Here is a 26,186-nt window from a genome sequence, read left to right on the forward strand (position 1 = left end):
GTTATCAGGGTTTTACCGCCACGAGAATCGGCAACACGCCGCGCGAGCTGTAGTTGATATCTTTAACCGTGAACCCTGCCTGGGTTATCTGTTGTCTGATCTCTGCTTCTGAAGTGAAATTAAGGTAGGTAGCCTGAATAATGTCGCCAAAGATCGCGAACTCCTGCAAAAGGTCCGCCATTGGCGTTTCATATTTATCCCACTCACCGGTGGGCGCGTTCTTTTCCGGTGGTGGCGTGAGGAAACTGAGCAACAAGGTTCCCCCTGGTTTCAATGCCTCGAAGAACCGACGATACAAAGCCACCAGCCTGTCCGGGTCAGACTCATACATATTCAGGCCGTTACTGGTAATCACATCGAAAGCGTTTTTTTCTTTTAACTCCCAGGCATTCTGCTGCGAGAATCGGCAACGGTTCGCCATGCCAACGCGCTTGGCCTTTTCGTTGGCGTGATAAAGTGACTCAGGGTCAAGATCAATGCCGGTCAATTGCACCGCGCCATGGCCGCTGTAATCCAGATCCAATAAATCATCCATCACGCCGCACGGGATTGAAGCCAGGGTCTCCGCCTGCGTAATCAACTCAGCCAGCAAGGTCTGATAACGGTAGTAACGCTCGCGCGCCCGGCACAGCAACGAGCGATTCAGAAGCCAGTCTTCCAAAACATGTTCAGCGGGTTTTCCGGCAGGATGCTGGAAAATGTAAGACGTCCAGTAGCCATTGAGGCCGCGGTTATGCAGGAGGAAACGACCGAGCTCAAACTCCGTCAATTGATCGACCAGTTCAAGATTTCTCTCTAATGGAAGAATAAGCGAATTGCTATTTCGTAAACGCGCTTTTATTTCATCGGCCAACATTTTTGTTTCAGTCAAACAGGCCAATTTAGAATGTGTTTTATGCGAGGCGAAACTATCCATACCCATCTCCATGATTAAATTATCCAACCAATATTTTCGAATCCCTGGCGCACTATCGGCGAATTCAGAATGCCGGTTCGTTTCAAAGCCATTAGCACGTTTTTGACAATGGGGACATCAGGCGTCACTTCAAAACCGCGATAAACCTTATTGATTGACTCCCGGCTGGCTTCGCAATCATGAGTTATCTTCGATAACAGCTCAATGTTAAACTGTTTCTCTGACTCAACATTCAAATACATTTTTACGAAATCAGCGATCTGCCCGCCGATCATCGCCTGATCGTTTTCATCCAACCTCGTCCAGATATAGCCAAGTAATTCGAGAAAGAAAATATAGTGTCTGGACTCATCGTTCATATGGTCATTAACATAGTATTTAATCGATGGATGAACGCCGTCACTATTAAAGAACTCCACCAGCTCTCTCACCAGGGTCGTTTCAAAAATGCACACCGCAATGATCTCGAAAATGTCATGGCAGCGCTCAGGTAACCGTTTCATCACCTCTGTAACGGCCACATAGGCGTCAGAATCCGGGTAACTCAGCGCACCGAGATCGGCATCATGTTCTCTAAGTTGATTGATCATATGTCGGGCGATATAAACATGGTAATACTCGTCGATGATGACGGTATAGGCATTCAATTTAATCTGTTCGTCGAATTTGACAGCGAGATCGCCGTAGATAATTTTATTGCATGCTGAGTTAATGAGTTTAATCTCAAGATTAACGATATCATTGAGGTATTTAAACAATGACTGAGTCAGTATTTTCGACTTCCTCTCATTGTCCATGCCGCTCATCATGTCAGCCAAAAATATCGGCTGATTCTCCTCGGGGAAAAATGCGCCAGGAATAGTAAAGTCGATAAATTTACCGGGGCGGGTTCTTATTGATGCGCGCTGTTCCCATTTATCAGTATAGGCGGCAGACAAACCGCCCTTCGAAACCATGGTTTCATTTTCCATAGATATTCTCCAGATGAAGGAATACATGTATTTAAAAAAGTCATGCCGAGCCCGGCCAAATATAAATATTTAGCCGGGAGTCACGCGAAAACGATTATTTATTCTTCAGCTTTGCTTGGGGATGCCACGATACTCAACATAGACAACAACACGACAACGCCTATCACACTCGCCATCACATAGCTCATTTCCTCCGGCCGCCCGATAAAGACGTAGCTGGCCATCCCCGTGATAGCCACAACCAGCAGCGAGCGCATGCTCATAATATAGGAGGCCGCCACACCGTAAATTTCAGGGTAGACACTCATGGAACGTGCGAACAGCGTCGGATAACAGATAGAAAACCCGAAGCAGAACAGGCTCATCAGCAGGGTGATCGCCCAAGGCGTTGTCGCCGTCAGTAGAGCTAGAATGCTGACGATGGCTAACGCCATACCGATTTTCTCAGCGCGCCGATCGCCACCAAATGCGGCGATAATACGGGCGGAAAAGAGGCTGGGGATTGAAAATGACGCCACGATAATAAAAAAGTGAACGACAAATGCCGACAGCGAGAACGCAAAGGTTTCACGGTAAAGAAAAGCACTGGAAGCGATGAATACCATATAAGCAGCGAAGAAAAGTGAAGGAATCAACGATAATCGCATGAATTGGAAGCTCGCCGTCAGCCGGGCATAGCTTCCCACAATGGCTTTGAGATCGAATGGCGTTTTTTCTTTCTTCGTTTCCGGCAGGAACAACAATTCCAGCAGTACCGCCGCTGCGGTGATCACCGCGACAACCGCATAGTTTCCTCTCCACCCCCAATGCTCATTAATCCACCCCCCGGCGATTGGCGCTAGCGACATGAAAATCGAGATACAGGCATTAACCAGACCGATCATGCTGTACATGGCCGCCCCTTGATACCGGTCTGCGATGATCGCGTAAGCTACTACCACCGGGGTGCAAGCCCCCAACCCCTGAATAAAGCGGGACAACATCAAAAGATCGATTGAAGTGGCGTAGGTACATCCCAGAGCACCCAACAGCATGATAGCCCCACCGATCAACATGGTTTTGCGTCGACCAATCGACTCTGACAGTGGGCCATAAATCAACGCACCAAACACAAACCCCAAGAAGTTATAGGTGATCGTACGCTGAATATGCCCTTCAGAAACACCGAAACTGGCAGCCATATCCGGAAAGCTGGGAACGGACATATCCACTTCAATACACCCAGCCAATAAGGAAACCACAAGGATAAAGGGCAGAGGCACCCACCTTCCTGTCAACATAGCCATACTCCAACAGAACATTAATCCGAATGTTAATAACCATGAGCAAACTAGGAGAACAATTGTTATATGTAAATATCACTAATGAATAAAGGATGATAAATAGTGTGTTACGTGAAGAAAATCACATAACAGGAAGAAAAGTAATGAAATTATTCGATGACGGAGGAAGTGGCTACATAAGGTATGCTGCACAGATAAAAATCATCAACTTAAGATCAACATGAGACATGCTAATGCATTGTTCAGGGCGCGTTCATACCCCATAAAAGAGGGGGCATGCCCCCTCTTCTGCCATGAACTCGTTACATCTCGAGGATGAATTTTTCCAGTTCTCCTGCAAGAGCCGCATCGATATAGCTGGTAGCCCAGCCAAACAGATAAGCGAAGGCGAAAATGCCCACCGTCGACGACACCAGCGTCGGCGCGAAAAACGCGGCGATAGCGGAGAGCGTGTAGCCTGCCCCGATGGACAACCCGAGTGCCTCAAGCTGATTACGGAACGCTTTCCAGCTGCCGGTAGAGAAACCCTCGATCGCGGCGTTTATCAGGTCAGCCCCTTTAATCGCCCAGTCCACGCCGGTAAACCCCTTGCCCAATACCCGCGCATTGCGGGCATACTGTTCCGCATCGATCTTTTTCAACCAGGCGACAATCGCCGCTTTATCCTGCGCCTTGAGCTTTTTGTTCAAGCCCTTCGTCAATTGCTCGTAGGTTTTCTCCGCATCCTGCACATTGCGGATATATCTGCCTTGAATTCCTGCCTCCAAATCCTTGGCGAGCTTGGCGTATTTCGCGCCGAGCTTTTCCGCGATATCTTTATTGATGCCGGCGGCCAGGCTGACGCCATCCTTGATCGCTTTTAATTCCGCATTTTGATATTCGACGAACTCCTTAACGATATTTTTTACCGAACCTGGAGATTTCACCGGCTTACCGTTGGCATATTTCAGCTCCATGCCATTCAGATTATCCCCTCTCACCACGGCGATAAATGCGGGCCGGTTCTTATTGGCCTTATAGTAGAGACTGTAGGCCACCATTCCGTCTTGCTTTTCCACCTTCAAATGATGAAAGCCGAAATAACTCCCGGTCGTGCGGGTCGTCGAGAATTCGCCGGTTTTGCCGTTGCCATGCCAGCCGCTGACGGGCCGATCGCGATGCGAGTCTGTCACGAAACTGCCTAACGAAGAGGCGCCGATCTGCCCGGCATTCAGGCCATTGTTGCTGCCTTTACCGGGGGTTGAGGGCTTGCGCGCATGGCCGGTTTCGATATCCCCAATCGCTACCATTCCTCCCTTGGCGTTGACTCCCATCACCAGTCCCCCCAAGCCAATGTGCTTCGCCTGATCGGCCGTCAGACCGGTGGCAGAAAGGCTCAGCGTGCCGGACGGGCTGACGCTTTCAATACGCAATTGTGCATCCGGGTTGATTCTGCGAGCCGCCTTGATCACCGCCGCCAGCTTCATGCGCAACGCCGGATCGTTTTGGATCGCCGCTATCTGTTGCTGTTCCGGGCTGTTGCCAACACTAGCGCCGCCGCGATCGCCGGAATGGCCTTTATCGCCGCCCCCCGGCTCTGGGCCCGTACCGCGTTCAGAACTCCAATTAGTTCCATCCCCTTTACCACCATAATTAAATCCAGGCATATGCTTTCATCCTTATTTCGTTTTATTTTTAAGATGCCGATATCCTCGTTTAGCGTTCACTAACGCGTGCCTGAGTAATATCGGCAAACCGTTTTTAGCTGCCCGCCATTTATAAAAAACCGCAGAAATAAGGACAACGGATGACGGCTGTCTGGTCGGTGAAACAAATAGGCTCCCTTTTGCAGAGCCTGAATATACCGCCGCAGGTCACGCCTGGGCAGCGGCCGACGCGCGCATTTCATGGCAATCAATACTGTCAGGGAGCTCTGGGGGAGTCGCTGATCGATTTCCCTCAACGGCAAGATCGAACTTTCAGTTATACCCAAGCTTTCAATGCTTGTTACGTTTACGGGGAAATTGTTAGATATCGTCGCAAAGTAGCTCAACACCTTTCCACGGAGTATCAGACTAAAGAATTAACATGGATAAATGAGGCATTGGATTCTGCAACAATGATGCGATTTAATCTGGCCGAACGTTTATATCACGTCAGAGACGCATTTTTGCCTCCCTGGAAATCACTCATCGAAGAATGGCAGTTTGAAAATGAGACGGGGAAATATTTCAACTCGGAGGAAACATTATGAGTAATATAGTCGAAGGGGAAGGTTATCTGATTTTTGACGAGTTTTTGAGTAGCGATGAGCTCTTCGCCCTTCAGTTATATATGCAATTTGAGAATTACTATCTCGTCCATTCTCAAGGGTGGTCAAAATCATGGAGAATGACCGACGGTGAGCCTTTGGTGAGTGTTAGTTACTTTTACTCATTGCTGACAGGAAAAACCACCATAGATGATAATGTTATTATGGATGGTATCCATATTTTAAGTGAAAAGATTAGCATAATAACATCACGTCTGCGTGATTTTCTTGGGGAAGACTGGAATGCGTTTTCACTCACAACATTCTTGTATCCCGCAGGTAGCGGACTGGGCTGGCATGAAGACGATGCTCAATACAAAGGGGCATATATATTTTATGCGCACCCCGAATGGAAACCTAATTGGGGTGGGGAGCTTTGCGTCATCAATACACCTGTTAATTCCAGTGCGGGGTTATCTGAACAAACCTACAATGCTTCTGAAGAAGTTTTACGCATGTCAGGGATAACCGGAGGGGCGGTCGGACCGGAGTTTGGATGGACCATCCGTGAACGCAGCATCAATGATTCTGGGATCGGGACATTTATTTATCCAAAACCCAATCGACTTGTGATCATAAAACCAAATTATTCACACTGTATCAAAAAGGTTGATGTCAGTGCTGGGGACATTATGCGTTGTTCCGTTGCTGGTTTTTTTCATAAAAGCTGAAGCTACGGCCGGTAATCAATACCGGCCGTTTTAATGTCATTAAGACTGACGTTTTACATGCAAAATCAGTAGAGAAGACAGCAATAACCCTGTCATAGAACAAATGATAAGTGCCAGAGGACTACCTACTTTGTCAGCCAATGTGCCCGCCGAGATACTGACAACTGCACCGATAATAATTTGTTTTCTGTAGCTGCTGGCAGAGGCGGCAGCTACCTGATCGTTGTCAAAGTTCGTCAACAAACTGTACCAGCCAAGGCTATAGATAATATTTGAAAATACATGGGCAGAAAAAACCAGTAATAGCGAAACACTCAATAACGGTGTCAATGGAACGAATAAATAGCACACAATAAATGCCGCCATGCACGCAATAATAAACAGTGATGACTGATTCTTGTAACGATCTTCATTGACCAAAAATGGCCCAAGAAGTTGTCCCAGACTGCGGGCAAACAATAAAAACAGCAGTGTTTCTTTTTGGTCACTGTTGCTGTGGACCAATGTAGGCAAGAGCGACATGGCCGGTGCTCCAGTCATCGCCAGTGCCGGCAATAAATAAAGGCTAGCACGTTGTTTTGATGACAACCTTTTAGGCAACCCTTGTGCATAAATATTCTGTTCTGCATAATTCGCCAGCTTTGGCAGTGAAAATATAAATGTAATGGCTATGATGTAGCTGACTAGATTTGCCAACAAATAGGTATTGCTCTGAACGGTGCCATAAAGAAATACGCCGACACCTATGCCAAATAAAACCTGGCAAGCAAACACCAGCGTGTCGATAACCGCACCGGCCCCAATATCTTCTGGAGCAAGTTTAGCTTTGGTATAATGATTAATGGCAGGAATGGTTATCCCCGCAGATACTGACGAGGCAACGCCAGCAAGCTGTAGGATGGTCACGGAACTATGAACCAATCCGTACCAAGGAACAATTAAACCCAGTGCGCCAATACACTCAGCGATCATGAAGCAATATTTTGCTTCAATACGTGCAAGCAGATATTTTCCTGCAATACTCCCCAAAAACCCCGGTGATGTTGACAAAATAAACGCCAAGGCAAAGGAAGACGGTGCCGCATTCAATCTGGCTAGCTCACCAAAAACCATGATGAACGTCAATCCAGAACCTACTGAACTGCAAACTAGTGCCAACAAGAGTGTTCTTAACCAAAAATACTTACGCATTGAGCGTAACAATATCAAAAACATAGTCACCTCAAGACCATTAAACGATTAATTGAATTGATTCCCCTCCATGAGATGTCAATTACATCGTCTAACTCCTTATCTGGATTTGGTTGTTGAGGTGGGTATACTCGACCGAGTATAGGTAATCTTTTCCTATTTTCCAGTTTTTAGTCCCATATTTAAATCTCCGAACATATTGACTTTACTGATGATAGAGCTCCGGCGTAGCGTTCGCGGCGGTGAAATCCAGGATGGCATCACGATCCGCCGCCGACACCGGCAATAGCCCATCCTCCAGGGTTTGGCCAAGTCGTTTGCGATTTGGGATGCTGAGATCGGTGGTGATTCCGTTTACCGATCGCTCAAACCCCACCTGATCAAAGAATTTGACGGTGTAGTGCTTCTCCCGCCACAGAGGAACGCGTGGTGCCAGAAGTTCCCTGTGCCTCACCCACCGGTAAAACATGATGCAATTGCGCATATATTCAGACGCCGTGGAGGGGCTGATCTGACCCGCATTACGCATCGTGATCAACGCTCCACGGTATAGCACTAAACAACGATCGGCTTTTCGGACAGGAAACTCGAACCAATGCAACCCACGCGACTCAAGGAGCTTGGCGTAATTCAAAAGGCCATTCATGTTACTGGCAACGGTTTTCAGGGAAGCTTCCCCCGCCGTTGCTCGCTCCATGGCCCACAGGTTTGCCTCTCTCCATGGCATTTTCCCTGCCCAGAAAATCTGAGGAAAACCCTTGATAGAGGGCCGGTTGCTGCTGACTGAGTAAGTTACGCGGCTTTCTCTACGCTCGAGAATGTGGGGTACAAAATGAATGTGTTCCAGTGTCGCCGTGCAACCCCCTCAGACGTTTAAAAATGTCCATAGCTCGGATTCCACTGCTGGGTGACCACACTATACAACTTACTCTTATCCAGCGAGTAGATCTCCACCGCCGGCGCCATCTCTTCCAGCGTGTCCATCACCCGGCGGGACATGTCGGCGTACAGCGCGTAGTTGGAGGAGAACACCGCGACGTTGCGGCGACGCATCTCCTCTTTGATTTTGAAATAAGGCGCGCCCATCGGCACGCCCAGCGCCTTCGCCTCGGCGCTGCGGGCGATCACGCAGCCGTCGTTGTTGGACAGCACGATCACCGGCTGCCCGCGCAGATCGGGCCGAAAGATGGTCTCGCAGGAGGCGTAGAAGCTGTTAACGTCCACCAGAGCGAACATGGTTACCGGGCCGCGTAGACGATAAAGGTCACCACGCCGAAGATCTCCAGCTGCGCCTCGTCGTCGAACACGATCGGCGCGTAGGCGGGATTCATCGGCAACAGCCGCACGTCGGGGTGGCGCTGCAGCTTTTTGACGGTGAATTCGCCGTCCACCGCGGCGATCACGATATTGCCGTGCTCCGGCGTCAGGGCGCTGTCGACGATCAGCAGATCGCCATCCTGGATATTGCCGTCGATCATCGACTCACCGCTGGCGCGCACGAAATAGGTGGCGTTGGGGTGCCGCACCAGCAGCTTGCCGATATCCAGCCTGCTCTCGACATAGTCCTGCGCCGGGGAAGGAAAGCCGCAGGCCACGCGATCGGCAAACAGCGGTAACGTCAGGGGATCACCTGGTGAAAAAGCATACAATCTTGAATTGCTCAGCATAATCATAACCAAACTGTATATTTATACAGTAGAGCATAAACAAAACGCGAACGCGTGCAACCCCCTATCCCCCTGCGGATCGCGCTTTCCCGCGTAATATAATAATTTTCTGAGCGATTTTTTTTTTACGCCTGCTAAGCGTTTCACCGCCCCTTGCACACACGTTATCCACCAAAACTGTGGATAACCTGATGGGGGCGTCGACAGAGCGTCATTTCCTTACGTGAGCGGGATCAGGATCCTGTATAATCCCCACACCTGCTAATAAGAATTCACTCCCGTCGGCGCCTCGTCACCGACGGTCACGAGAACGTTATGAACAAGCACCTGCTCCTCGCAGAAACCGACGATATCGAACAGGAATGCCTGTCGCGCCACGCGGTCTGGCAGCGCAACGATCTGGCTCAGGCGCAACAGGATTGGCTGGCGGAAGAAGTGCCGGTCGCCCTGGTGTACAACGGCATTTCCCACGTGGTGATGATGGCGACGCCGAAAGATCTGGCGGCCTTCGCCATCGGTTTTTCGCTGTCCGAAGGCATCATTGCCTCCCCCGACGATATCTACGACATCCGCCAACAGCCGGCCTGCAACGGCATTGAAGTGCATGTGGAACTCTCGAGCCGCCGCTTTATGCAGCTGAAAGAGAAGCGCCGCAGCCTGGCCGGCCGCACCGGCTGCGGCGTCTGCGGGGTGGAGCAGCTGCAGGAGGTCGCCCAGCCCATCGCGCCGCTGCCCTTCACGCAACGCTTCGATTTGGCCCTGCTCGACCGGGCGTTGGCGCAGCTGCAGGAGGTGCAAACGGTGGGGAAACTGACCGGCTGCACCCACGCGGCGGCCTGGATCCAGCCGGACGGCGCACTCAGCGGCGGGTGTGAAGACGTCGGCCGCCACGTGGCGCTCGACAAACTGCTGGGCTACCGCAGCCAACAGGCGTGGCTGCAGGGGGCGGCGCTGGTGTCGAGCCGCGCCAGCTATGAAATGGTGCAAAAATCCGCCATGTGCGGCGTCGAGATCCTGTTCGCCGTTTCCGCCGCCACCCGCCTGGCGGTCGAGGTGGCCGAGCGCAGCAACCTGACGCTGGTGGGCTTCAGCAAGCCGGGGCGCGCTACCGTCTATACGCACCCGCAGCGGCTCTGGCAATCGACGCCGGCGGCCTAACGCCGCCGGACAAGAATCGACTATTCTCAATAGCAGAACACCAGGAAGCCCCACGTCATGATCATTCGCCCGCACCAGAACTGGTTTATTCGCCTGTTCGCCTGGCACGGTTCCGTGCTGTCAAAGATCACCTTTCGTCTGTCGCTGAACGTACTGATGTCGATAGTGGCGGTGATCAGCTATCAATGGTACGAGCAGCTCGGCGTACATTTAACCATCGCGCCGTTCAGCCTGCTGGGTATCGCCATCGCTATTTTTCTCGGCTTTCGCAATAACGCCGGCTACAGCCGCTTTGTCGAAGCGCGCAACCTGTGGGGCTCGCTGCTGATTACCGAGCGATCCCTGCTGCGCCAGATCAAAAGCCTGCTGCCGGACGAACCGGCGGTGCATCAGAAGGTCGCCAAGCTGCTGATCGCCTTCAGCTGGAGCCTGAAGCATCAGCTGCGCGCCACCGATCCGACCGCCGATCTGTACCACAACCTCACCAGCAAAGAGCTGGCGGAAGTGATCGCCAGCCCGATGCCGACCAACCGCATCCTGCTGATGCTGGGCCAAGAGATCGGCAAGCTGCGCCGCCAGGGGCTGCTGAGCGACATCACCTTCGAGCTGCTCGACAACAAGCTGAGCGAACTGTCCCACGCCCTCGGCGGCTGCGAACGGCTCGCCAGCACGCCGGTGCCGTTCGCCTATACCCTGATCCTGCAGCGCACCGTTTACCTGTTCTGCAGCCTGCTGCCTTTTGCCCTGGTGACCGACCTGCATTACATGACACCGTTTGTTTCGGTGTTCATTTCCTATACCTTCTTATCCTGGGACTCACTGGCCGAAGAGCTGGAGGATCCGTTCGGCGTGTCGGCCAACCATCTGCCGTTAAACGCCATCTGCAACACCATCGAGCGCAACCTGCTGGAAATGAACGACCAAAGCCCGCTGCCGCCGCCGATGAAACCCGACGAGCACTTTAATTTGATTTGACCTATCTCACCCGAACACACTGGAGCCGAATGCAATGAATGCAAATAACCACCCGCCACAAGCCGTATTCACGCCGGTGACGCGCCATGCCATCTTCATCGTCGCCACCCTGTCGCCCGTTCCCGCCCATCTGGCGGCGGTGCGCGCCTGGTGCGGCGATATCGCCGCCGTGGTGCGTTCGGTCGGCAAACGCGCGCCGGCGGGCAACCTCACCTGCGTCTGCGGCTTCGGCTCCGAAGCCTGGGATACGCTGTTTGGCGCGCCGCGCCCTCGCCAGCTGCATCCGTTCAGCCCGATCGGCAGCGGGGAACGCGTCGCCGTCGCCACGCCCGGCGATATCCTGCTGCATATCCGCGCCGATGAAATGGATCTGTGTTTCGAACTGGCCTCGCAGCTGGTCGGCAAGCTCGGCGACGCCGTGACGGTCATTGAAGAGGTGCACGGCTTCCGTTACTTCGATCAGCGCGCCATGATCGGCTTCGTCGACGGTACGGAGAACCCGGAGGGGCACGAAGCCTTCGACTATACGGTAATCGGCGACGAAGACGCGGCGTTCAGCGGCGGCAGCTATGTGCTGGTGCAAAAATACCTGCATGATATGCAGGGCTGGAACTCGCTCAGCGTGGAAACGCAGGAGAAGATCATCGGCCGCCATAAGCAGTCCAACATCGAGCTGGATGAAGCGGTCAAACCGTCGTCATCGCACAGTTCGCTGACCACCATCACCGACGAGCAAGGCAACGAGGTGAAAATTCTGCGCGACAACATGCCGTTCGGCCGCCCCGGCCTGCGCGAATTCGGCACCTACTTTATCGGCTATGCGCGCTCCCCGCAGCCGATCGAGCAGATGCTGGAAAACATGTTTATCGGCCGCCCGGCCGGCAACTACGATCGGCTGCTCGATTTTAGCCACGCGGTGACCGGCACCCTGTTCTTCGTGCCTTCCGCCCCGCTGCTCGAAGCGCTGGCCGACCGCAGCGGCGCCGAACTGCACTGATTTTGCCAGACGCCGGGCCGCAGCGATCAGCCTTTGGTTATCCTGCGGCCCTGCGCATCGATTACCGGCTCCCCATCCTCTTTGCTGAAAGCGCCGCGCTGCGGATCCGGCAGAATATCCAACACCGCCTCCGACGGCCGGCACAGACGCGTGCCGAGCGGTGTCACCACAATCGGCCGATTGATCAGGATCGGCTGTTGCAACATGAAGTCGATCAGTTGCTCATCGCTCCAGCCGCTTTCGTCCAGTTTCAGTTCGGCATAAGGCGCGACGTTTTTACGCAGCAGCGCGCGCGGCGTCATGCCCATCTCGGCCAGCAGCGCAATCAACCGTTCGCGGCTGGGAGGCGTTTCCAGATACAAAATCACCTCCGGCTCAACGCCGCTGTTGCGGATCAGCGCCAACGTGTTGCGCGACGTGCCACAGGCCGGGTTGTGAAAAATCTTGATACTGCTCATGACGGTTTCTCCGGTTAAGACAAAACGGACAGCCGCAGCGCCAGCGCGGCCAAGGTGACGAACAGGATTGGCAGCGTCATCACCAGCCCCACGCGAAAATAATAGCCCCAGGTAATGACGATGTTCTTCCTTGCCAATACATGCAGCCACAGCAACGTGGCCAGGCTGCCGATCGGGGTGATTTTGGGGCCGAGATCGCTGCCGATGACGTTGGCGTAAATCATCGCCTGCTTGATGACGCCTTCCGCGCTACTGCCGTCAATTGACAGTGCCCCCACCAGCACCGTCGGCATGTTATTCATGATGGAAGAGAGAAACGCGCTCAGGAAGCCGGCGCCGAACGTCGCCGCCCACAGCCCCTGCCGCGCCAGCGCGTCCAATACGCCGGAAAGCAGCTCAGTCAAGCCGGCATTGCGCAGCCCATAAACCACCAGATACATGCCCAGCGAGAAAATCACGATCTGCCAGGGCGCCCCGCGCAGCACTTTACCGGTATCGATCGCCCGTCCGCGTTTCGCCACCGCCAGCAGAACCAGCGCACCGCAGGCAGCGACCAAACTTACCGGCACACCGAGCGGCTCCAGGGCGAAGAAACCCATCAGCAACAGCGCCAATACCGCCCAGCCGGTTCGGAAAGTCGCACGATCGCGAATCGCATCCTGGGGTATCGGTAAACGCGTCAACGCGTAGCACCGCGGAATATCCTTGCGAAAGAACAGATGCAACATCACCAGGGTCGCCGCCACGGCGGCAATGTTGACCGGCACCATCACCGCCGCATACTCCGTAAAGCCCAGCCGGAAAAAATCCGCCGAAACGATATTCACCAGATTGGACACCACCAGCGGCAGGCTGGCGGTATCGGCGATAAAGCCCGCCGCCATCACGAAAGCCAGCACCGCCGCAGGGCGGAAGCCGAGCGCCGACAGCATGGCGATCACGATCGGCGTAAGGATTAACGCGGCGCCGTCGTTCGCGAACAGCGCCGCCACCACGGCCCCCAGCAGCAGCATGTAGGTAAACAACCATCGGCCTTTGCCGTTGCCCCAGCGCGCGACGTGCAAGGCGGTCCAGGCAAAGAAGCCGCTCTCATCCAGCAGCAGGCTGATGATGATGACGGCGATAAAGGTCGCAGTCGCATTCCAGACTATCTGCCACACCACGGGAATATCGCCGACGTGCACCACGCCGCTCAGTAATGCCAATCCCGCGCCGAACGCCGCGCTCCAGCCGATACCCAGCCCTCTCGGTTGCCAGATCACCAAGGCCAACGTCAGAATAAAGATCGCCCCTGCCACCATCATCGCCGTCTCACTGCCTCTTTAAATTTACATATATGATTTTTCGCATGTGTTTATGCAAGATTTTTATCGTTACGGGCAGCCTTTCGCCACGCGTTGCGCCAACGCCATCATCTGTTCTGGCCGACACTGATAAGCCTGCTCAATAATCCCCGCCGCCCAGGCCGGCATATGCGGCGACAGGCGATAATGTATCCACTTGCCATCGCGCCGATCGAGCAACAGCCCGTTTTCACGCAGCATCGCCAGATGCCTTGAGATTTTGGGTTGCGGCAGCGCCAATGCGCCCGACAGCTCGCACACGCACAGCTCGCCGGCGTGGCGCAGCAACAGCACCAGCGTCAGACGCGTTTCGTCCGACAAGTTTTTAAACAGCCTCAGCGGCGTCAATGACGTCATTTCGCACTCCCGTTAACCTTTCTCTTCTCCACAAATCGCTTGTGAAGATACCATCTTCATATTCGAAAAAACAAATATAAAACGCAGACATTGTCCCTCTCGCCGAGGCATATACTTATCGTTATGCTGTTCTTGCAGGAAGGAGGCACCATGCCGCTCACATTCAAACGTTCGGAAAAGCTCTCCATCGGCACCGAAATAGAGCTGCAGCGGGTCGATGACGAGCGCTACGATCTCACCGATCGGGCCGATCGGGTGGTCAGCGCGGTCGGCGATCGCCGGCGCGTCACACATGAGCTCACCAAATCGATGGTGGAGCTGAACAGCTCGGTGCATCGCGATCTCGATGAGCTGCACGCCGAGCTGCGCGCCCTGACGGAAACCGTCCGGCGCAGCGCACAGCGCCAGAGCTGCGACGTCTGCGGCGGCGGCCGCCATCTCAGCAACGACTGGCGCAAGCAGGTCATCAGCGACAGCGCGCGCTACAGGCAGTTGGCCAGCCGCTTTGGCTATCTCTCCAAGCTGGCCTGCGTGTTCGGCCAACACATCCACCTCGGCGTCAACGACGGGGACGAGGCAATGTACCTGTGCCATGCGCTGACGCCCTATTTTCCGCAGCTGATCGCGCTCAGCGCTTCGTCGCCGCTGTATCAGGGCGTCGACACGCACTTTGCCAGCTCCCGTTTCAGCGCCCAGAATTCCTTCCCCAACTACGGGTGCCTGGAACACATCTACAGCTGGTGCGAATTCAGCGCCTACTACGAACGGCTGAACGCCGCCGGCGTGATTGAAAACGTCAAGGATATTTACTGGGATGCGCGGCCGAAACCGGAGCTGGGTACGGTGGAGATCCGCATCTGCGATACGCCGCTGCGCCTCTCGCATGCCGTGCGGCTGGTCGGTTACTGCCGTCTGCTGGCTGATTTTCTGTTGCGGCGCAGGACGCCGATCGCGCCGGAATACGATGCCTTCACCCATTACAACAAGATCAACGCCTATCGCAGCGGTTTCGCCGCCGAATACGTCGATTCCGCGACGCTGCGCCGCAGCAGCCTGACCGCCCACATCCTGCACACGCTCGAAGCGCTGAGCAGTTGCGCCGAGCGACAGGAGGATCGGGCCGTGCTGCAGGCGATCGAGCGCCATGTCCGCCAGGGCATCAGCGATTCGGAGCATATCCGTCAGATGTTGCACAACGGCCTGCCGCAGGCTCAGGTGATCAAGCGCCTGTGCGACGAGCTGTTGCAACCGGCAAGTTAAGTTTCAGCTATCGATTCCATACGCTAAAGCCACTGTTCATTATGTGCTCTTTCGCTACAATCGTGAGCACTGACATTCACCGTATCGAGGACACCATGTACAACTTCTCCCGCTATCAGGCAAAAGAACTGGCGCTGGCTTACATGAGCGGCAAAAAACACGATCTGTCGCCGCAAGAGTTTTTGCAGCAGCTGAAAAGCAGCGAACGTTCGTTTGAGCACCTGCTGAAACACGGCAGCGAAATGCCGCGTGACGTGCTGGTTAAAAGCTTCTGAACGGCCGGTCGCCGGCCACTTTTCCTCTACGCCGCCGGTGGCGAGCCTGACAGGCCCGCGCATTCCCGGCCGTTCATCCCCCACTGCTCGCCCAGCCTCGTTTCGTCCCCACAGGCGAAAACCTGATAAATTCGCATTCACAGGCGAATTGTTGACATATTCGTATCCAGGTGCGAATTTATAGTCATCCCTCGGCAAACAACGGAACACGCCATGCCGACGCCAATCAGCGTTATCAGCGGCGATCTGGTCGATTCTCGCCGGTCAGACACCGCCAACTACCTCAATGGGCTGCATAGCCTGCTCGATCGGCTGCGGCGCGACGGGCGGCTGCATCAGGTGGAAATCTTTCGCGGCGATGCCTTCCAGGCGCAGGCCGCCCCGGAGGACGGGCTGCTGCTGGCGGTGTACATTCGCCTCGCGCTGCGGGCAATGGGTGCCGCGCACTGGGATGCGCGCATCGCCATCGGGCTGGGCAGCCAACGGCCCGACGCCGCCGGTTACGGCAGCGCCTTTATCAATTCCGGCAGCGCGCTGGACGCCATGGCAAAAAATTGCCGGCTGGCTCTGAAAACCGACAACGATCGGACAAACGCCATTGTCAGCGATCTGCTGCCGATGTTAGATCATGTGATTGGCCGCCTGTCACAGGCCGAAGCGCGCATCGTTCAGGCGAGAATGTTCGCCGACAGTGGCGCCGCCGTGGCGGACCAGCTGCAGAAAGCCGCCTCCACGGTCTCCGCCGCGCTGAAACGCGCGGCCTACGAGGAAATCATGCGGTTTATTCACGCCATTAACAGGATCGTCTGACTATGGATCTGACCTACGCGCCTTTGCTGGCCTGGCTGTTGCTCGTCCACCTGCTGGCGGATTTTCCGCTGCAGCCGCTGAGTTGGGTGGAAGATAAAATCCAACAGCGCGCACGTTCACGTTTTCTGGTGTTGCACGCGTTGCTGCACGGGGTGCTGGCCGCCTGGGTGGTGGCCGGTTTCGGCCTGCTGCACGGCGGGCTTTCCTCACTTCAGGTGCTGGCCAGCCTGCTGGTCATCGCCGTCAGCCACTACCTGATCGATCTGCTGAAAGTCACCGCGATGAGCCGCCTGAGCCCGGCCCGCAGTTTCCTGCTCGATCAGGGATTGCATCTGGCGGTGATCGCCTTGCTGTGGCTGGGGCTGACGCCGAACGCCGGTGAACTGCTCGCTGCACTGGGGCGGCAACTGGGGCGCTGGCAAACCGGCCTGGTGCTGGTGGCCTACAGTCTGATCTATCTGCCGATGAGTCTGCTGATCGGGCAGCTGCTGGCGCGCTGGACGCCGCAAATGCCGCCTTCGGCCAAGGCCGACAACGACTCGCTGCTGCGTGCGGGCAAACAGATTGGCTATCTGGAGAGAACGCTGATCCTGACTTTTGTGCTGCTGGGGCAAATCCCGGCGATCGGCTTTTTGCTGGCGGCCAAATCTATCTTCCGTTTCGGCGATCTGCGCCAGAGCGACGATAAGATGCGCACCGAGTATGTGCTGCTCGGCACGCTGTTTTCCTTCACGCTGACCATCATGCTTGGCCTGTTGGTCAACAAACTGCTGTAGGGGTGCGGGGGCGAAGAATTTCGCCCCCGAAGTGAACGCCGAGGCGGCTTAGAGCCACTCGCCGAAGCGGCGGATATAGAAACGCTTCATCAACTGCGCGACCACGCAGTAGCTGACCAGCGTAGCGGCCAACCACGGGAAGTATTCCCACGGCAGCGGCTGCAGGCCAACCAGGGCGCCGAGCGGCGAGAACGGAATGTAGATGCCGAGCGCCATCACCAACCCGGTGGTCAGCAACACCGGCAGCGCCGCGGTGCTCTGAATGAACGGGATCTTCTGGGTGCGCAGCATATGCACCACCAGCGTTTGCGACAGCAGCCCCTCAATGAACCAGCCGGACTGGAACAGCGCCTGGTGTTCCACGCTGTTGGCGGCGAACACGTACCACATCAACGCATACGTCGTGATATCGAAGATTGACGAGGTCGGCCCAATCCACAGCATAAAGCGCCCGATGTTTTTGGAGTCCCACTTGCGCGGCTTGCGCAGGAACTCTTTATCCATCTTGTCCCACGGCAGCGACAGCTGAGAAATGTCGTACATCAGGTTTTGAATCAACAGGTGGATCGCCAGCATCGGCAGGAACGGGATGAAGGCGCTGGCCACCAGCACCGAGAACACGTTGCCGAAGTTGGAGCTGGCGGTCATGTTCAGGTACTTGATGATATTGCCGAAGGTCTCGCGCCCTTTGATCACCCCCTCTTCCAGCACCATCAGGTTCTTTTCCAACAGGATGATGTCCGCCGACTCCTTGGCGATGTCGGTGCCGGTGTCGACCGAAATGCCGACGTCGGCGTCGCGCAGCGCCGGCGCATCGTTGATGCCGTCGCCGAGGAAACCGACGGTATGGCCGTTGGCCTGCAGCATTTTCAGCACCCGCGATTTTTGCAGCGGCGTCAGCTTGGTGAAGACCGTGCGCTGCTCCACTTCGCGCGCCAGTTCTTCGTCATCCATCTGCTCAATTCGCAGCCCGGAGAGCGGTTCACCCGGCTCCAGCCCAACGTCGCGGCAAATCTTGCAGGTGATCACCGGGTTGTCGCCGGTCAGCACCTTCACCGTCACGCCGTTTTCCTGCAGCGCGGCGATCGCCTGCTGCGCGCTCTCCTTCGGCGGATCGAGGAAGGTCAGCAGCCCTTGCACCACCATGTCGCGCTCGTCGGCCACGCTCAGCGGGTCGGCCGGGCATTGCGCATCCAGCTCGCGCGTCGCCAGCACCAGCACGCGGAAACCGTCTTCGTTATACTCGCGGGCCAGCGCCTGCAGCGCCGCACGGCGCGCGTCGTCCAGTTCCAGCGTCTTGTCGCCTTCGCGCACGTGAGTGGCGATCTCCAGCATCTCCTCTACCGCGCCCTTACAGATCAGCTGCTGCTTGCCATTTTCGTCCGCCACCACGATCGACAGCCGGCGGCGCACGAAGTCGAACGGCAGCTCATCCACCTTGCTGAAACGGCCCAGGGCTTCGATCCCCGGTTTGCCGCGCCCGAAGCGGATCACCGCCTGGTCCATCAGGTTCTTCATGCCGCTCTGATGGAAGCTGTTCAGCCAGGCCAGGTGCAGCACCTCGTTATCCCTGGCGCCAGTGACGTCGATGTGGTGCTCGAGAATGATGCGATCCTGGGTCAGGGTGCCGGTCTTGTCGGTGCAGAGCACGTCCATGGCGCCGAAGTTCTGAATGGCGTTCAGGCGCTTCACCACCACCTTGCGGCGCGACATGGCGATCGCCCCTTTGGCCAGGTTGGAGCTGACGATCATCGGCAGCATTTCCGGCGTCAGGCCGACCGCCACCGCCAGTGCGAACAGCGCCGCCTCGCTCCAGTCGCCTTTGGTGAAGCCGTTGATCAGCAACACCACCGGCACCATCACCAGCATGAAGCGAATCAGCAGCCAGCTGACGCTGTTCACCCCGCGATCGAACGCGGTTTGCGCCCGCGAACCGACGATCGACTTGGCCAGCGAGCCGAAGTAAGTGCGTCCGCCGGTCGCCACCACCACCGCCGTGGCGGTGCCGCTGGCGACGTTGGTGCCCATCAGGCAGATATTGGAGAGCTCAAGCAGCGCGTTCTCGCTGGATACCTCCCCGTCGCTCGACTTCTGCGCCACGTTGCCCATCGCATCGTATTTCTCGATGGGGATCGCTTCGCCGGTCAAAATCGCCTGGCTGATGAACAGATCGCGCGAGGCGATAAGACGCACGTCGGCCGGCACCATGTCACCGGCGGAGAGCTGAATGATATCCCCCGGCACCAGTTCACGGATCGGCACTTCCAGCGTCAGCGGATGCGCGCTGTAGCTGCTGCGGCGCAGCACCGTGGCGGTGGTGCGCACCATCGACTTCAGCGCTTCCGCCGCTTTGTTGGTGCGGTATTCCTGCCAAAAACGCAGCAGCCCGCTCAACGTGACCATGGTCAGAATGATAATAACGCCGGTGAGTTCAGTTTCTTCACCGCTCTGGCGCGGCAACCAATAATCGGTAAAGAAACTGATCGCAGCCAGCACCATCAGCACGAAGATAAACGGGTTGTTAAAGGCCTTGATCAGCTGAATCAAAGCATGCGGCGCCTTGTCGTGGGCGACCTGGTTGGCGCCGAACTGCTCCAACCGCTCATCGGCGTCGTCCTGGGTCAAGCCGTTGCGGTTGCACTTAAGGTTCGCCAGCGTTTGGGCGATGCTGTTAGTCGCCTCTTGCGCAATGGCGTAGGTCACCGCGTCTTTATCACGGCGACGCGTTCTTTCATTAATCTGAGTCATAACGCTATTCTCTTATTTTCGTTCTGCGCACAGGGATATCCCGCCCGATAAACAGGTGACTCTGCGCAGAATGGAATTTTTTAATTAGCGTGACTGAATAGCGTGATTACCCTGTCAGCCACGCAGAAATCATTTCCCTTCCGGGGTCATCGTCCATAACGCCTCCTTAATGCTCCGCGTTATTCAGGCGTGCCTGAATAAACCTGAACATATAATCAAGTTAGTAAATATTTATATAAATTAATTAGACCGGTAATTCGGACGCGACGCGCCAGCGAACGGCACTCACGCTTTTTTCCAGGCTGACGCGGCAGACAATACCCTCAATTTCTTTTTGCGCAGCCGGCGTAGCGGTAATTTCCGCACACACTTCCAATTGCCCCGGGCTGGAAATATCGGCGCTGCGCAAGGACTGCAGCCGCAAGGCGACGCCATTCAGCGCCTGCAGAATCAGGGTGCGCACCAGAATTTCATCCTGTTCGCCGCAGGTCACCTGAATGCGATAGCACAGTTCCAGATCGGTCGCCTGCTGGTGCGGCTGCAGGTTGATGCGCTGCGCGGCTTCGCGCAGCAGGATATTGGCGCACAGGATAACCAGCGTGGCGACCACCGCATCCCAATGCTGGCCCAGGCCGCAAAGGACGCCGATCCCCGCCGAACACCACAGCGTGGCGGCGGTGTTGAGGCCGCGAATGTTCAGCCCTTCCCGCATGATAACGCCGGCGCCGAGGAAGCCAATACCCGAGACTACCTGCGCGGCCACGCGGCCGGCGCTGGCCGGATCGGTGGACATGGAGCTGAGAATAAAGACCGCCGCGCCGGTCGCTACCAGCGCATTGGTGCGCAGGCCGGCCATACGTTGGCGCCACTGGCGCTCGGCGCCAATCACCGCGCCCAGGCACATTGCCAGCAATAAATTTAAAACGAAAGGAGTCATAGCCATGACTGTCCCCTTAATTAACCGCAGGAGATAAAATCATGTGCTGTTTAGCACACGCAAAGTCGCGCCGAAAATAAATCAGCGAATCAGCGTGCTGTGCCTGGAGGGAAAAGGCTGTGGCTGCAGAATACCATAATAACGTCCAACTCAATTCACCTGAAACCGTCAGGCCTCAGGACACGTTTTTTATTCGGGTATGCACAGCTCAGGAATAACTGGAGAGGGGTGCTGCCCGCCGATAACGGCAAGCAACAAATCAGAAGAGAATTGGTCAGCTTGCCTTATTTGTTTTATTACAACTACAACTGTCCAATTGGGTTTCTCCACCGAAATTTTGGCTGAGTATAGTGACGTCAGGTAATGAAGTAAAGGCTAATTTATTAAACGAAAAATAAACTGGAATACCGCGATCATATTTCGATGTCACAAATAGGCAGCGACAACGTTGGGTGCCAGTGCGCTTATCGGTAAACTGTCCTCCTTCATCTTTCAAGGACGCCCCCGATGAAACACCGGCTTTCTCCGCTCGCGCTCGCGCTGCTCGTCAGCTTTCCCGCCGATGCCCTGCTGCTGCAGCAAGGCGACGCGCAGTTCGAACTCGATCCCGCCACGCTGCGCATTGCCGCCGGCGCTGTGCCGGTCAATCTGGCGCAGCCCGCGCAACCGGTAGCGGATCTCACTGCGTCGCCACAACGCGCCAGCTGGCGCTGGCCGCAGAGCGCGGTCAAGGTTAGCGCCAGGCTGGAGGACGGCGATCTGCGCCTGAGCTTCAGCAGCGACCGGCCACAGCTTCTGAACTGGTATCGCCTGCCGCCGCAGGCGGAAACGCTGTTGCTGCCGATCGGCGAAGGCAGCCGCATTCCGCTCGACAACGCGGTCTGGCGCCATTACCTGACGGCGGAAATGACACCGCTGGATACCAACTGGGATCTGAAGCTGCCGCTGTGGAGCCAGCAATACCAGGGCAAGGTCTACAGCTGGCTGATGTTGACGCCGTTCAGCAACCGGGTCACCTTCGCCGCCGCGCAGGAAAAGCTGGAGATGCGCGCCGGGCATCAGTTCAACCGCTTCAACCAACAGCAGGCATTCGAGGTGCTGCTGCACGTCGGCGACACCCCGCTGTCCGGCGCCCGCCGCTACCGCGACTATTTGCAACAAAACGGCCAGTTCAGCAGCCTGCGCGAGAAGATAAAACAGGCGCCCGAAGGCGAAAAGCTGATCGGCGCCACCCATGTCTACCTGTGGGGCGACAAACTGCTGGCGGCGGAAGACGTCAAAGATTGGCCGGGGTTACTGCACTACCTTGCCTCTCCCGCCGCCGAAGGGCTGCGGCAGAAGATGGATGCCGAGAGCAGAAAATCCTTGCTGCAGCTGGCGGGCAAAACACCGGAGGGCTGGCAGCAACAGCCCCTGATCGACGGCATCAACCAGGCGTTGACGGCGCAAATTCCGCTGGGCGCCACGCCGGATGACGCCGATTTTCTGCAGGCGCAGCAGCGCCAGGCCGCTGCGGTGCGGGAGCGGGCGCAGCGAGAGCTGGGGCGTTGGTTAACCCCGGCGGACCGTTGGGGGCCAGGGCTGGCCAAACCGGTGATCGATGCGCTGCGCCAGGCCGGTTTGCCGCGCCTGTGGTTGGGCACAGATAACTGGACCGCCGCCTTCCTGCACCCGCAGGCGGTAACCGCCGCCAAAGCGGCCGGCTATCTGATCGCCAGCTACGACTCCTACGATACCGCCATTCCACGCGGCGTGAACGACAGCTGGCTCACCGCGCAACTGCCGACGGCGCTGCGGGAAACCTGCGCCATCGTGCGCGCCGACGGCAGCAAGAAACCCGGCTTCGGCAAACAGGGTTACTACCTCAATCCGGGCTGCGTCCTGCCCTATTCTCAACAGCGCATGCGCGAATTGGTGCAACTGGCCGGGTTGAACAGCCTGTTTCTCGACGTGGACGGCACCGGCATGGTCTCCGACGACTATCAGCCCAACCACCCGACCGGCGCGGCGCAAATGGCCGAAGCGCGCAACGCCAGGCTGGCCTGGTTCAGCGCCACCCTTAAGCTGCCGCTCGGCTCGGAGGACGGCAATGCGGTGACCGCCCGCAGCCTGATGTTCGCCCACGGCATGGAAACCTGGGGATTCGGCTGGGGCGATAAACAGATGAATCAGGATAAATCCTCGCCCTATTATCTCGGCGCCTGGTGGCCCAACGCCCAACCGGCGTTTTTCTTCCGCCCTGCCAAGGTGAAACAGCCCTACCGCACCGTCGAATTCGATCCGCGTTACCGCCTGCCGCTGTACCAGGCCGTTTTCCACGATGCGATCGTCAGCAGCCACCACTGGAATTACGACAATCTGAAGTTCAGCGACGTTCAGACCACCCGTAGTCTGCTCAGCGAGCTGTACAACACTGCGCCGATGTTCCATCTGAGCCGCGCCACCCTGGCGGCCCGCCTGCCGGCGATCAAGCGCGCCGACGCCGCCTTCCGGCCGCTGCATCAGGCCCTGTGGGACAAAGCGCTGACCGACTTCCGCTGGCTCGATCGGGACGGCTGGGTGCAACAGACGACGTTCAGCGACGGGGCGACGCTGACCGCCAACTTCAGCGCGCAGCCGTTCGCCGGCGTAGCGGCCCTCAGCCTGCGCGCCCAACTGGCCGACGGCCGCACGTTCGACGTTGCGCCTTAGCAAGGTCGCCGGCGGTGGGCTACGCTAGGCTATATTTCCGACGACCCGCAAGGAGTGGCCGATGACGCCTCTGATCCACACTCTGCTCGACGAGATTTGGCAAAGCCTGGAGCAACGCCCCGCGCCCTGCGACCGGTTAACCGTAAGCGGTACCGGCGCATTGCCTTCGGCTTTTCCCGTCACCGAATTGGCTACCGCCGCCTGGAGCGCCGCCGGTTTGGCCTGCGCCGAATTGCTTCGCCGCGAGGCAGCCGAGGCGCCGCAGGTCTGGATCGATCAACGCCTGGCCTCGCTCTGGTTCGGCTGGACGCTGCGTCCGCTGGGTTGGACGCTGCCTGCGGCCTGGGACGCCCTGGCCGGCGACTACGAGACGACAGACGGCTGGATACGCCTGCATACCAATGCGCCGCACCATCGGCGGGCGGTGGAACAGGTGCTGGACCCGGCATCGGATAAAGGCACGCTGGCGGCGCGCGTGCTGAGCTGGAAAAAGAGCGAGCTGGAGCAGGCAGTGATCGAAGCCGGCGGATGTGCGGCCCAAATGCGCTCGGCGGCCGCGTGGCGGCAACATATTCAGGGCAAGAGCGTGGCGCTCGAACCCTTGATCCACACCTCGCTGCAGCCGGAAGCGTCGCCGCCGGGTTGGGCGCTGCCCATAGCCCGGCCGCTGCACGGCGTGCGGGTGCTGGATCTGACGCGCATTCTCGCCGGGCCGATCGCCACCCGTTTTCTCGCCGGTTTGGGTGCCGACGTGCTGCGCATCGATCCTTACGGTTGGGATGAGCCCGGCGTCGAGCACGAGGTGATGCTGGGCAAGCGCAGCGCACGCCTCAACCTGACCAATGCGCGCGATCGCCATACGTTTGAACATCTGCTGAGAAACACCGACGTGATCGTGCATGGCTACCGTGCCGGTGCGCTGGAGAAGTTGGGCTATGGCGCGGAGGAAAGACGCGCGCTGGCGCCGGGCCTGATCGACGTTTGTCTGAATGCCTACGGCTGGAGCGGGCCGTGGCGTACCCGGCGCGGTTTCGACAGCCTGGTGCAGATGAGCTGCGGGTTGGCGGAGGCGGGCATGGTTTGGCGCAGCGCCAGTTTGCCGGTGCCGCTGCCGGTACAGGCTCTGGACCACGCCACCGGCTATTTGATGGCGGCGGCGGTGCTGACCGGTATGGCGCAGCGCCTGAGCCACGGCACCGGCTACCACGCAAGGCTGTCGCTGGCGCGCACGGCGCAACTGCTGCTGGCGCATCCCTATCCGGCGCATTATCGGCCACAAGCGCCGGCGCCGGCCGGCCCCGCCGACGAAAACCCGGAAACGGAACTGACCGACTGGGGCGCCGCGCAACGTCTGCGCGCCCCGTTAAGCCTGCAGGGCACGGCGCTGCAATGGGCGCTGCCGGCGACCGCGCTCGGCACCTCGCAGCCGGCTTGGCTGCGCCGTTAAATAGCCGCCAACTGTTGCTGCAGCCACTGCAGCAACCGCAAAACAGCTGGCGTCAACCCGGCGGTCTGCGGCCACACCAGATAAACGTCGTCATCGCTCAGGCGACAGGGTGCGGCCAACGCCACCAGCCTCCCGGCGGCGATCGCATCCTGCACCAGCAGCTTTTTCGCCAGCGCGATGCCAAACCCCTGCTCGGCCGCGCGAATCAACAATCCTGCATCGTTGAACAACGCCTGTTGCCGCCCGCACAGCGAGCGCCCTTGCGTATTGAACCAGGCGCGCCAAGGGCTGACGTCGTGCTCCAGCAAGGGAACGTCGCCGCCGTTCTCGAATGCCGTTCCCCACTGCAGCGCCATGTCCGGCGAGGCGACCGGCAGCACGTCGCCCGACGCGATGCGCTGTGCCTGCAGTCCCGCCCACTGACCGTTGCCGATGCGGATCGCCGCATCGAATCCGCGCTGCGACAGATCCTGCAATGTCAGCGACGCATCGATATCCAGCGCAATATCGGCGCAGGCTTCATGGAAGGCCGGCAGGCGCGGTAACAGCCAGTAATGGGCAAAAGACGGCAGCACGCTGATACGCAGCGTCTGGCTTGCCGCGGCGCGCCGGGCGCGGGCAACGCCCTGCTGCAGCGCCTGCAGCGCCGGCTCTACCGCCGCCAGCATCTCTTTCCCGGCCGCATTCAGACGCACACCGCGCCCGCGCCGTTCAAACAGCGGGTAGCCGACCGCCTGCTCCAGCAGCTGGATTTGCTGGCTGACCGCACCATGCGTTAAATGCACCTGCTGCGCCGTGGCGCGCAAATTCTCCAACCTGGCGGCGATAACGAAGGTCGGCAAGACGTGCAGGGGAAGGCGTTCACTCATCACTGGTTAGCCGGATTATCCAAAAAGGTTATTTTTCATCGATTTTGGCCCGCAGGCAACTGTTCTATGTTTATGCCATCTATCCCTGATGCTTTC

The 26,186-nt window shown here is 57.2% G+C and carries 24 protein-coding genes and 1 pseudogene; 11 read left to right on the forward strand and 14 right to left on the reverse strand.

The window, feature by feature from the left end:
- Nucleotides 1-4: 4 nt before the first annotated feature.
- The 4 genes from C3F38_RS18025 to C3F38_RS26785 all read right to left on the reverse strand — a co-directional run bounded on the left by C3F38_RS18025 (nucleotide 5) and on the right by C3F38_RS26785 (nucleotide 4,816).
- Nucleotides 5-916: a class I SAM-dependent methyltransferase gene (locus C3F38_RS18025; protein WP_047730899.1), complete on the reverse strand. Its 912-nt coding sequence runs from the start codon at nucleotides 914-916 to the stop codon at nucleotides 5-7.
- A 14-nt stretch (nucleotides 917-930) separates the two neighbouring features.
- On the reverse strand, nucleotides 931-1,887 hold the full coding sequence (locus C3F38_RS18030) for a diiron oxygenase (protein ID WP_025303320.1): 957 nt from the start codon (nucleotides 1,885-1,887) through the stop codon (nucleotides 931-933).
- Between the two features lie 98 nt (nucleotides 1,888-1,985).
- Complete coding sequence (locus C3F38_RS18035) at nucleotides 1,986-3,149, reverse strand: MFS transporter (protein ID WP_025303321.1); 1,164 nt, start codon at nucleotides 3,147-3,149, stop codon at nucleotides 1,986-1,988.
- A 323-nt stretch (nucleotides 3,150-3,472) separates the two neighbouring features.
- Entirely contained in the window at nucleotides 3,473-4,816 is a 1,344-nt protein-coding gene (locus C3F38_RS26785) for a colicin-like pore-forming protein (protein WP_055316386.1), read from the reverse strand.
- Between the two features lie 140 nt (nucleotides 4,817-4,956).
- Between C3F38_RS26785 and C3F38_RS18045 the strand changes: the two genes are divergently transcribed.
- Nucleotides 4,957-5,403, forward strand: a complete 447-nt coding sequence (locus C3F38_RS18045; protein ID WP_055316389.1) for a hypothetical protein — start codon at nucleotides 4,957-4,959, stop codon at nucleotides 5,401-5,403.
- Nucleotides 5,400-6,131, forward strand: a complete 732-nt coding sequence (locus C3F38_RS18050; protein ID WP_055316392.1) for a 2OG-Fe(II) oxygenase — start codon at nucleotides 5,400-5,402, stop codon at nucleotides 6,129-6,131. Before C3F38_RS18045 ends, C3F38_RS18050 begins: the two co-directional genes overlap by 4 nt.
- 39 nt (nucleotides 6,132-6,170) lie before the next feature.
- On the opposite strand, the gene C3F38_RS18055 is transcribed toward C3F38_RS18050, so the two are convergent.
- The 4 genes and pseudogenes from C3F38_RS18055 to umuD all read right to left on the reverse strand — a co-directional run bounded on the left by C3F38_RS18055 (nucleotide 6,171) and on the right by umuD (nucleotide 8,995).
- Nucleotides 6,171-7,346 carry an MFS transporter gene (locus tag C3F38_RS18055; RefSeq protein WP_139108003.1) on the reverse strand — a complete coding sequence of 392 codons (1,176 nt, stop codon included), beginning with the start codon at nucleotides 7,344-7,346 and terminating at the stop codon, nucleotides 6,171-6,173.
- Nucleotides 7,347-7,527: 181 nt separating this feature from the next.
- Nucleotides 7,528-8,019, reverse strand: a complete 492-nt coding sequence (locus C3F38_RS18060) for a hypothetical protein (RefSeq protein ID WP_199179253.1) — start codon at nucleotides 8,017-8,019, stop codon at nucleotides 7,528-7,530.
- A gap of 224 nt (nucleotides 8,020-8,243) precedes the next feature.
- Nucleotides 8,244-8,558: pseudogene (locus C3F38_RS18065) on the reverse strand (DNA polymerase V subunit UmuC); the annotation flags it as partial.
- A gap of 2 nt (nucleotides 8,559-8,560) precedes the next feature.
- A complete protein-coding gene (gene umuD, locus C3F38_RS18070; RefSeq protein ID WP_047730422.1) occupies nucleotides 8,561-8,995 on the reverse strand; it encodes a translesion error-prone DNA polymerase V autoproteolytic subunit in 435 nt (144 codons plus the stop codon).
- 309 nt (nucleotides 8,996-9,304) lie between these two features.
- Between umuD and fdhD the strand changes: the two genes are divergently transcribed.
- Genes fdhD through C3F38_RS18085 form a run of 3 tightly spaced genes read left to right on the forward strand, consistent with a single transcriptional unit; the run spans nucleotide 9,305 to nucleotide 12,119 of the window.
- The gene (fdhD, locus tag C3F38_RS18075) at nucleotides 9,305-10,147 is read left to right on the forward strand and encodes a formate dehydrogenase accessory sulfurtransferase FdhD (RefSeq protein WP_038876693.1); all 843 of its coding nucleotides are present in this window, start codon (nucleotides 9,305-9,307) and stop codon (nucleotides 10,145-10,147) included.
- 57 nt (nucleotides 10,148-10,204) lie between these two features.
- On the forward strand, nucleotides 10,205-11,122 hold the full coding sequence (locus tag C3F38_RS18080) for a bestrophin family protein (RefSeq protein WP_038876691.1): 918 nt from the start codon (nucleotides 10,205-10,207) through the stop codon (nucleotides 11,120-11,122).
- 34 nt (nucleotides 11,123-11,156) lie between these two features.
- A complete protein-coding gene (locus C3F38_RS18085) occupies nucleotides 11,157-12,119 on the forward strand; it encodes a Dyp-type peroxidase (RefSeq protein WP_047730421.1) in 963 nt (320 codons plus the stop codon).
- A 26-nt stretch (nucleotides 12,120-12,145) separates the two neighbouring features.
- Here C3F38_RS18085 and arsC read toward each other — a convergent pair whose 3' ends face one another.
- The 3 genes from arsC to C3F38_RS18100 form a co-directional block, all read right to left on the reverse strand.
- A complete protein-coding gene (arsC, locus tag C3F38_RS18090) occupies nucleotides 12,146-12,577 on the reverse strand; it encodes an arsenate reductase (glutaredoxin) (RefSeq protein ID WP_047730420.1) in 432 nt (143 codons plus the stop codon).
- 14 nt (nucleotides 12,578-12,591) lie between these two features.
- A complete protein-coding gene (locus C3F38_RS18095) occupies nucleotides 12,592-13,881 on the reverse strand; it encodes an arsenic transporter (protein WP_055316402.1) in 1,290 nt (429 codons plus the stop codon).
- A 69-nt stretch (nucleotides 13,882-13,950) separates the two neighbouring features.
- Nucleotides 13,951-14,277, reverse strand: a complete 327-nt coding sequence (locus tag C3F38_RS18100) for a metalloregulator ArsR/SmtB family transcription factor (protein WP_038876678.1) — start codon at nucleotides 14,275-14,277, stop codon at nucleotides 13,951-13,953.
- 150 nt (nucleotides 14,278-14,427) lie between these two features.
- Here C3F38_RS18100 and C3F38_RS18105 point away from each other — a divergent pair, with 150 nt between their 5' ends.
- From C3F38_RS18105 to C3F38_RS18120, 4 genes are all read left to right on the forward strand, one after another.
- Nucleotides 14,428-15,537 carry a YbdK family carboxylate-amine ligase gene (locus C3F38_RS18105; RefSeq protein WP_055316473.1) on the forward strand — a complete coding sequence of 370 codons (1,110 nt, stop codon included), beginning with the start codon at nucleotides 14,428-14,430 and terminating at the stop codon, nucleotides 15,535-15,537.
- Between the two features lie 95 nt (nucleotides 15,538-15,632).
- Nucleotides 15,633-15,812, forward strand: coding sequence for a hypothetical protein (locus tag C3F38_RS18110; protein WP_004935085.1), 180 nt, complete (start codon nucleotides 15,633-15,635; stop codon nucleotides 15,810-15,812).
- Nucleotides 15,813-16,025: 213 nt separating this feature from the next.
- Nucleotides 16,026-16,622: a hypothetical protein gene (locus C3F38_RS18115; RefSeq protein ID WP_038876672.1), complete on the forward strand. Its 597-nt coding sequence runs from the start codon at nucleotides 16,026-16,028 to the stop codon at nucleotides 16,620-16,622.
- Between the two features lie 2 nt (nucleotides 16,623-16,624).
- Nucleotides 16,625-17,398 carry a DUF3307 domain-containing protein gene (locus C3F38_RS18120; RefSeq protein ID WP_038876670.1) on the forward strand — a complete coding sequence of 258 codons (774 nt, stop codon included), beginning with the start codon at nucleotides 16,625-16,627 and terminating at the stop codon, nucleotides 17,396-17,398.
- A gap of 48 nt (nucleotides 17,399-17,446) precedes the next feature.
- Here C3F38_RS18120 and mgtA read toward each other — a convergent pair whose 3' ends face one another.
- Both mgtA and C3F38_RS18130 read right to left on the reverse strand, forming a co-directional pair.
- Nucleotides 17,447-20,146, reverse strand: a complete 2,700-nt coding sequence (gene mgtA, locus C3F38_RS18125; RefSeq protein ID WP_055316405.1) for a magnesium-translocating P-type ATPase — start codon at nucleotides 20,144-20,146, stop codon at nucleotides 17,447-17,449.
- A gap of 244 nt (nucleotides 20,147-20,390) precedes the next feature.
- Nucleotides 20,391-21,089, reverse strand: coding sequence for an MgtC family protein (locus tag C3F38_RS18130; protein WP_038876666.1), 699 nt, complete (start codon nucleotides 21,087-21,089; stop codon nucleotides 20,391-20,393).
- A gap of 501 nt (nucleotides 21,090-21,590) precedes the next feature.
- On the opposite strand from C3F38_RS18130, the gene C3F38_RS18135 reads away from it, so the two are divergent.
- Both C3F38_RS18135 and C3F38_RS18140 read left to right on the forward strand, forming a co-directional pair.
- Entirely contained in the window at nucleotides 21,591-23,774 is a 2,184-nt protein-coding gene (locus C3F38_RS18135) for a glycoside hydrolase (protein ID WP_055316408.1), read from the forward strand.
- A 61-nt stretch (nucleotides 23,775-23,835) separates the two neighbouring features.
- On the forward strand, nucleotides 23,836-25,221 hold the full coding sequence (locus C3F38_RS18140; protein WP_055316410.1) for a CoA transferase: 1,386 nt from the start codon (nucleotides 23,836-23,838) through the stop codon (nucleotides 25,219-25,221).
- Here C3F38_RS18140 and C3F38_RS18145 read toward each other — a convergent pair.
- On the reverse strand, nucleotides 25,218-26,093 hold the full coding sequence (locus C3F38_RS18145; protein WP_048234386.1) for a LysR substrate-binding domain-containing protein: 876 nt from the start codon (nucleotides 26,091-26,093) through the stop codon (nucleotides 25,218-25,220). The two genes, C3F38_RS18140 and C3F38_RS18145, sit on opposite strands and share 4 nt — an antisense overlap.
- Between the last annotated feature and the right edge of the window lie 93 nt (nucleotides 26,094-26,186).

The sequence above is a fragment of the Serratia sp. SSNIH1 genome (assembly GCF_002935055.1).
GTDB classification, from domain to species: domain Bacteria; phylum Pseudomonadota; class Gammaproteobacteria; order Enterobacterales; family Enterobacteriaceae; genus Serratia; species Serratia nevei.

What these genes read in the sequence shown, in the direction of transcription:
- C3F38_RS18025 (WP_047730899.1), bottom strand. Translation starts at nt 916, where the DNA reads ATGGATAGTTTCGCCTCGCATAAAACACATTCTAAATTGGCCTGTTTG.
- C3F38_RS18030 (WP_025303320.1), bottom strand. Translation starts at nt 1,887, where the DNA reads ATGGAAAATGAAACCATGGTTTCGAAGGGCGGTTTGTCTGCCGCCTAT.
- C3F38_RS26785 (WP_055316386.1), bottom strand. Translation starts at nt 4,816, where the DNA reads ATGCCTGGATTTAATTATGGTGGTAAAGGGGATGGAACTAATTGGAGT.
- C3F38_RS18045 (WP_055316389.1), top strand. Translation starts at nt 4,957, where the DNA reads ATGACGGCTGTCTGGTCGGTGAAACAAATAGGCTCCCTTTTGCAGAGC.
- C3F38_RS18050 (WP_055316392.1), top strand. Translation starts at nt 5,400, where the DNA reads ATGAGTAATATAGTCGAAGGGGAAGGTTATCTGATTTTTGACGAGTTT.
- C3F38_RS18055 (WP_139108003.1), bottom strand. Translation starts at nt 7,346, where the DNA reads ATGTTTTTGATATTGTTACGCTCAATGCGTAAGTATTTTTGGTTAAGA.
- C3F38_RS18060 (WP_199179253.1), bottom strand. Translation starts at nt 8,019, where the DNA reads ATGGAGCGAGCAACGGCGGGGGAAGCTTCCCTGAAAACCGTTGCCAGT.
- umuD (WP_047730422.1), bottom strand. Translation starts at nt 8,995, where the DNA reads ATGATTATGCTGAGCAATTCAAGATTGTATGCTTTTTCACCAGGTGAT.
- fdhD (WP_038876693.1), top strand. Translation starts at nt 9,305, where the DNA reads ATGAACAAGCACCTGCTCCTCGCAGAAACCGACGATATCGAACAGGAA.
- C3F38_RS18080 (WP_038876691.1), top strand. Translation starts at nt 10,205, where the DNA reads ATGATCATTCGCCCGCACCAGAACTGGTTTATTCGCCTGTTCGCCTGG.
- C3F38_RS18085 (WP_047730421.1), top strand. Translation starts at nt 11,157, where the DNA reads ATGAATGCAAATAACCACCCGCCACAAGCCGTATTCACGCCGGTGACG.
- arsC (WP_047730420.1), bottom strand. Translation starts at nt 12,577, where the DNA reads ATGAGCAGTATCAAGATTTTTCACAACCCGGCCTGTGGCACGTCGCGC.
- C3F38_RS18095 (WP_055316402.1), bottom strand. Translation starts at nt 13,881, where the DNA reads ATGATGGTGGCAGGGGCGATCTTTATTCTGACGTTGGCCTTGGTGATC.
- C3F38_RS18100 (WP_038876678.1), bottom strand. Translation starts at nt 14,277, where the DNA reads ATGACGTCATTGACGCCGCTGAGGCTGTTTAAAAACTTGTCGGACGAA.
- C3F38_RS18105 (WP_055316473.1), top strand. Translation starts at nt 14,428, where the DNA reads ATGCCGCTCACATTCAAACGTTCGGAAAAGCTCTCCATCGGCACCGAA.
- C3F38_RS18110 (WP_004935085.1), top strand. Translation starts at nt 15,633, where the DNA reads ATGTACAACTTCTCCCGCTATCAGGCAAAAGAACTGGCGCTGGCTTAC.
- C3F38_RS18115 (WP_038876672.1), top strand. Translation starts at nt 16,026, where the DNA reads ATGCCGACGCCAATCAGCGTTATCAGCGGCGATCTGGTCGATTCTCGC.
- C3F38_RS18120 (WP_038876670.1), top strand. Translation starts at nt 16,625, where the DNA reads ATGGATCTGACCTACGCGCCTTTGCTGGCCTGGCTGTTGCTCGTCCAC.
- mgtA (WP_055316405.1), bottom strand. Translation starts at nt 20,146, where the DNA reads ATGACTCAGATTAATGAAAGAACGCGTCGCCGTGATAAAGACGCGGTG.
- C3F38_RS18130 (WP_038876666.1), bottom strand. Translation starts at nt 21,089, where the DNA reads ATGGCTATGACTCCTTTCGTTTTAAATTTATTGCTGGCAATGTGCCTG.
- C3F38_RS18135 (WP_055316408.1), top strand. Translation starts at nt 21,591, where the DNA reads ATGAAACACCGGCTTTCTCCGCTCGCGCTCGCGCTGCTCGTCAGCTTT.
- C3F38_RS18140 (WP_055316410.1), top strand. Translation starts at nt 23,836, where the DNA reads ATGACGCCTCTGATCCACACTCTGCTCGACGAGATTTGGCAAAGCCTG.